Annotated in this window: 6 protein-coding genes and 1 pseudogene; 2 read left to right on the top strand and 5 right to left on the bottom strand. The window is 59.6% G+C overall.

Annotated features, from left to right (window positions below):
* Positions 1-413: 413 nt before the first annotated feature.
* The 3 genes and pseudogenes from NKH19_RS32920 to NKH19_RS32910 all read right to left on the bottom strand — a co-directional run bounded on the left by NKH19_RS32920 (position 414) and on the right by NKH19_RS32910 (position 1,884).
* Positions 414-635 carry a hypothetical protein gene (locus NKH19_RS32920; protein WP_352973207.1) on the bottom strand — a complete coding sequence of 74 codons (222 nt, stop codon included), beginning with the start codon at positions 633-635 and terminating at the stop codon, positions 414-416.
* Between the two features lie 195 nt (positions 636-830).
* Positions 831-1,031: a hypothetical protein gene (locus NKH19_RS32915; protein ID WP_352874067.1), complete on the bottom strand. Its 201-nt coding sequence runs from the start codon at positions 1,029-1,031 to the stop codon at positions 831-833.
* Positions 1,028-1,884: pseudogene (locus NKH19_RS32910) on the bottom strand (ATP-dependent DNA ligase). Before NKH19_RS32910 ends, NKH19_RS32915 begins: the two are co-directional and overlap by 4 nt.
* A gap of 111 nt (positions 1,885-1,995) precedes the next feature.
* Between NKH19_RS32910 and NKH19_RS32905 the strand changes: the two are divergent.
* Both NKH19_RS32905 and NKH19_RS32900 read left to right on the top strand, forming a co-directional pair.
* Positions 1,996-2,289, top strand: a complete 294-nt coding sequence (locus NKH19_RS32905) for a hypothetical protein (RefSeq protein ID WP_352874069.1) — start codon at positions 1,996-1,998, stop codon at positions 2,287-2,289.
* A gap of 59 nt (positions 2,290-2,348) precedes the next feature.
* Positions 2,349-2,537 carry a DUF3606 domain-containing protein gene (locus tag NKH19_RS32900; RefSeq protein WP_352874071.1) on the top strand — a complete coding sequence of 63 codons (189 nt, stop codon included), beginning with the start codon at positions 2,349-2,351 and terminating at the stop codon, positions 2,535-2,537.
* Between the two features lie 208 nt (positions 2,538-2,745).
* Here the strand turns inward: NKH19_RS32900 and NKH19_RS32895 are convergent, their stop codons facing one another.
* Together NKH19_RS32895 and cysC are read right to left on the bottom strand one after the other, a co-directional pair.
* Positions 2,746-2,958 (bottom strand): KTSC domain-containing protein, encoded by a 213-nt coding sequence (locus tag NKH19_RS32895; protein ID WP_352874072.1) that lies wholly within the window; start codon positions 2,956-2,958, stop codon positions 2,746-2,748.
* A gap of 683 nt (positions 2,959-3,641) precedes the next feature.
* Positions 3,642-5,141: adenylyl-sulfate kinase (gene cysC / locus NKH19_RS32890; RefSeq protein WP_352983857.1), on the bottom strand; the 1,500-nt coding region annotated here is incomplete at its 5' end.

The following is a 5,141-nucleotide window of genomic DNA, read 5'->3' as shown; positions in this document are numbered from 1 at the left end:
ATCATTCGAACTGGAATCGCTCGCCCTAGCCTTCGCGGAAGGCCAGCGAATACGCCTGCATCTCGATAAGTTTGCCCCTCTGTAGGGCGTGACCGACCAGCGCATCACCGGCGGGCTAGTTCACAGACAGCTCGTCGGTCAGGCCCGGCGCCTATTTGGCATTCCCTCTGTCAAAAGGGTGTCGAGCCGCATGGCCGGGGAGGAACTCTCGGGCACTTTGTCCCGGCAATCTGAGACCAGATGGACCGCGCTAATTTACCACTAGCTAAGCTGCTCACTTGAGATCATAGTGCCGGCACTGATGAATTGGTAGGCTGCCCGCCCACACCCGAAACCGGCCTGCCACTTGCCGGCGACGCCTTCCCCAAGACGACGTCCGCCGGCTTTTCCTTCCCCTATATCGCTGTGCTCCATCAGCCTGCCAAGCCGCCGGTGCGATGCTGCATGGCATCGAAAATGACCTCGAGCACGCTCCAGACTTCTTCGTTGATCTCGTCGGCGGGAATCCCTTCTCTGTCGGCCGCCTTCATCGCCTCGTCTGCAAGATCGCTGATGGCCACGGGATCGTCGGTGATGGCGTTTGGAAGATGTTCTGCCATCCATCTGTCGAGAAAGTTGACCCCGCGCGTGCTCATCGAAAGATGGCCCACCAGATCGCGAACGCACCCGGCGCAAGCAACAAGGCAGCGGCCAGTAGCAATACGCCCTTGCGGTACTGCCATCTCGGCGGCGGGCTTGGCATCAGTCGTTCGGGATTTCGTCCTGCGTCCATGGTGAACCAATTTGCCCGGCGATGTTAAGTTCCGCTTCGTGCTGTTTGGCTGCTCCTGTCAGCGTAAGCCCTGCATGATGAATTTGTATATCGTGCCAATTTCTTCATCGATCTCTTGGCCGGGAATGCCTTGGCTCTGCGCCGCCTGCTTCGCGTCCACGGCCATCTCGATCAGCAGCAGCACCGGGTCGATGATCGGGTCGTCCGGCAAATGGTCCAATACCCAATGGTGGAGAAAATCGTTGCCGCGCTTGCTCATTCTTCCCTGAAATCCTGCAGCGAGGCGTGCCCAAATCTTCCTCCCCACGTAAGTGCTTTACACGGCCGATAATGCCTGGTTTGACCCATTGCGTCGCCGGTCGTTTCATTCCCTTCGGCGCCGGCCCGGCGTGTTCCTGTACGCGCCTCCACAGCCGCTCGCGAATAGCGCGGCTGGAATTGATGAAAGCTGAGCCGACATAGCGCCATGTGCCGCGCTCGGCCATCAAAGCAAACGCCGGCTTGCCTACCTCGCGCTCGACCCCGATCAGTTCGTATTCATCGACCGAATAGCACTTCGCCTTCAGCCAGTTTGTGGATGGCCCGCTGCGGTATATGCTGTCGCGCCGCTTCGACACCATCCCCTCGAGGCCGGCCTGGTCGAGCAGATGATAGATGGCCTCAGCCTCGCCCGGCAGTGGCTCGCTGAACTGAATGCGCCCGTCAGGTTCGATCATGCTGGCCAGGATCTCGCGGCGCTCCTCTAGCGCCATGTCGCGCAGATCGTGGCCGTTGAGGTGGAGCAGATCGAAGGCAACGAAATAGAGGTCATGCTGTCGGCGGGTGATTGCCTTGCGCAGTTCGCCGAAGTCCGACAGTCCCGCCTCGTTTAGCACGATGATTTCGCCGTCGACGATCGCGCTTTCGGCGCCGAGTGTCTTGGCCTCTGTCACCAGGTCGCGATATTTCGCCGTCCAATCGTGGCCGTTGCGCGTGTAGATCGTGGTACCGTCTTCATCGATGATGAGCTGCGAACGGTAGCCGTCGAACTTCATCTCGTGAATCCAGTCGTCGCCCTCGGGAGGCTTCTCCACCAGGGTCGGCATCAAAGGCGCGACAAACCTCAAACGCATGCACAAGACTCACCAAGCCGCGACTCAAGCTGCGAGCCTCCAATCGGTTCCGGAACATTTTAGCTAAGTTGCATGTTTCAATGACTACCGCGATGAAACGAGCGACAAAAAATGGCCCGAGCACCGAGAGTCGGCGACGAGATCACGCTATCGGCCACCATCCTGAAAGTGATGGATGACGGCGTGTCGAGCGTGAGCATTCCCTCATATAATTTCCCGCTTGCCATCGACACGCCGAGGAATGCCAAGGCGGGCCAGAAGCTCGAAATCAGTGGGTTTGCTACGCGAGTTGATGCAGAGGATGGAAAAGTCACCGTTCGTATCGATGGTGGTGGCCTTGTCACTGTGGATATCGATGCCATCACTGCCATGTCATCGACACCGCGGGTGAAAGTTCGGGAATAACGCTGGTTGCGGAACCTTGGCAGTCCTCTCCTGTTGTGTGAAAACAGGAGGCATTGGCCATGGCAGACGACAAGAGCAAGCGTGATTTTCGCGATCGCCAACGGGTGTCTGGCGATGAGCAATATGAAGTCGGCTATTTCGCCAGCAAATTTGGCCGTACGATTCCCGAGGTTAGAGAACTCATAAAAAAGCATCGCAACGACCGTGAGACGCTGGAGCGCGATGCCAAGGCGCTCGGCAACCGATGACAAAGCTTTCGCATCTTGGCCCGCCGATCACGGGCCGTCGGCATGACGGCAAGCCAGTACCTGCGCAGGAGCATTTTTACGCTTGTCCGATTTGCGGCCAGTCAGTGGATAAACGCGATCTGCGGCAGGTCATCTGGCATGAGCAACCCGGCCATGAGGCATTGGAGCTCGATTCCTAGTCCTTCAACGCCCGCAGACAGCAAGGCCATTAGCCCGGCTCCTGCTCAACAAGGCGGTACCGGAAGTGACTGCGGATGTGCTCGTTGAAATAACGGCCTTTGGCGAAGGCAGATCTGAACGCGGTAAAGCTCTCAAGCGGTACGTCCAAGAACTCGTAATGCTTCCCGCTTGCCACAAACCAGACCGAGAGTACCCTGGTGTTCGGGTCATAGTCGAACTTGCGTATCGAGGTCGATGGCATGGCGTCCAAAAGAGCTGACCGGCGCAGGGCAGCAGGCGAGTATGATCTATGATTAACCCAGCGGACTCAACGGGCGGCGGAGGGGTTTGTTGCATCCGGCCGACAGCCAGAAACCCGATGCTATGAAGAGTTGGACCACGGCCGCCAAACAACCGCATCACCTATCCCCCATATCCGCCCTGAAATAAAAACCCGCCGGCCGGAGCCAGCGGATAGGGCAGGGATACCAGCATGATCAACGACCGGCAGCGGTGATGGCCAGGCTGGCCACCCGCGTGTTGAAGAAGGTGTGAAGTTGCCCAGCGCCGAAGGACGAGAGCGGCACAGGAGATGATTAGAGCGTCGGTTAGGCCGCTCTGTTGATCAACTGGTCGCGGGTAACTGTTAGCTCTCGCGGGGTGATCCCAAATTTGACGCTGTTGCCGGCGCGCTTAAGCCGCCCGAAGCATATTCCTAACTTCAATCAAGATGGTCGCAAGAGGACAGAGCTTTGGGATGTGGCCGCTCGATGCAAGGCCGGGAAATGCGGCGCGCAGTCCGGCGAGAATGATCTTTTCGCCCTCGCGGTCCGCCTCGGTCACCGGCGAGGAATCTGATTTCCGGTCGACCGCGCAGCCGGCATGGAAAACGCGCATCACCTCGCGCCTGCCCGCCGCTCGAAAGATTTCACCATCCGTTCCTCGTCAGATGCCGCCGCTGTGGTGTTGGTCTTCGGCAATGTCGCGCTTCTTCAGCCAGTGTTCCAGGGCGTCTACCATCTCCTCGGCCGATTTGCCGAGTGTCTTGAGATGGATTTCCGGGTTTTCCGGCGCTTCGTAAGGGGAATCGACGCCGGTGAAATTCTTGATCTCGCCATTCAGTGCGCGCGCATAGAGGCCCTTCGGATCACGCCTGGCGCATTCCTCGAACGGCGTATCGACAAACACCTCGATGAACTCGCCGTCGGCCATCAATTCGCGCGCCATGCGCCGCTCGGCGCTGAACGGCGAAATGAACGACACAATGACGATCAACCCGGCATCTGCCATCAGCCGCGCCACTTCGGCGACGCGGCGGATGTTCTCGACGCGATCGGCGTCGGTGAAACCAAGATCGCGGTTGAGACCGTGACGGACGTTGTCGCCATCCAGGATATAAGTATGGCGGCCGGTGGCGAACAGCTTCTTTTCGAACAGGTTGGCGATGGTCGACTTGCCGGAGCCCGACAGCCCGGTGAACCAGAACACGGCGGGCCGCTGGTTCTTCATGTCGGCGCGGACGCGTTTGCCGACATCGAGCGATTGCCAATGGATGTTTTCGGCGCGGCGCAACGAGTGCAGGATCATGCCGGCGCCGACCGTGGCGTTGGAGATGCGGTCGATCAGGATGAAGGCGCCGGTGATGCGGTTCTCGGCGAAGGGATCGAAGGCGATCGGCGTCCGCGTCGAGATGTTGCAGATGCCGACTTCGTTCATGTCGAGCGACTTGGCCGCTTCATGGGCAAAGTTGTTGACGTTGATCCGGTATTTCAGGTCGGTCACGGTGGCGCTGGTCTGATCGGTCTCGGTGCGCAGGATGTAGGAGCGGCCGGGCAGCAGCGCGTGTTCGTCGAACCAGACGATGTTGGCGGCGAACTGGTCTGCGACCTGCGGCCGTGCGGCAGGCGAAACCAGCATGTTGCCGCGTGATATCTCGACCTCGTCGTCAAGGACCAGCGTGACGGCCTGGCCGGCAGCCGCCTGGGCAAGGTCGCCGCCATACGAGACGATCCGCTTGACGCGCGAGGATTTGCCGGACTTGGCGACAACGACCTCGTCGCCTGACGCAACCGAGCCGGAGGCGATCGTGCCGGCAAAGCCGCGGAAGTCGAGATTGGGGCGATTGACATACTGGACCGGAAAACGGAACGGCAGTTCGACCACCGCCTCATCGACCGACACGGTTTCGAGATGCTCGATCAGCGTCGGGCCGGAATACCATTCCATGCTGTCCGAGCGGCGGCTGACATTATCGCCGTAACGGGCCGACATCGGGATCGGCACCATGGTCTCGAAGCCGAGATCGCGCGAGAATTGCCGGTAGTCTTCAACGATCCGGTCGAAGACCGCCTGGTCGAAATCGACGAGATCGATCTTGTTGACGGCCAGCACGATGTGGCGGATGCCGAGCAGCGAGGCGATGATCGAATGGCGCCTGGTCTGGCG

It is taken from the genome of Mesorhizobium sp. M1338, assembly GCF_040318045.1.
Lineage (GTDB): Bacteria > Pseudomonadota > Alphaproteobacteria > Rhizobiales > Rhizobiaceae > Mesorhizobium.
This window is presented reverse-complemented; position numbering and strand designations above follow the sequence as displayed.

What these genes read in the sequence shown, in the direction of transcription:
- NKH19_RS32920 (WP_352973207.1), bottom strand. Translation starts at nt 635, where the DNA reads ATGAGCACGCGCGGGGTCAACTTTCTCGACAGATGGATGGCAGAACAT.
- NKH19_RS32915 (WP_352874067.1), bottom strand. Translation starts at nt 1,031, where the DNA reads ATGAGCAAGCGCGGCAACGATTTTCTCCACCATTGGGTATTGGACCAT.
- NKH19_RS32895 (WP_352874072.1), bottom strand. Translation starts at nt 2,958, where the DNA reads ATGCCATCGACCTCGATACGCAAGTTCGACTATGACCCGAACACCAGG.
- NKH19_RS32900 (WP_352874071.1), top strand. Translation starts at nt 2,349, where the DNA reads ATGGCAGACGACAAGAGCAAGCGTGATTTTCGCGATCGCCAACGGGTG.
- NKH19_RS32905 (WP_352874069.1), top strand. Translation starts at nt 1,996, where the DNA reads ATGGCCCGAGCACCGAGAGTCGGCGACGAGATCACGCTATCGGCCACC.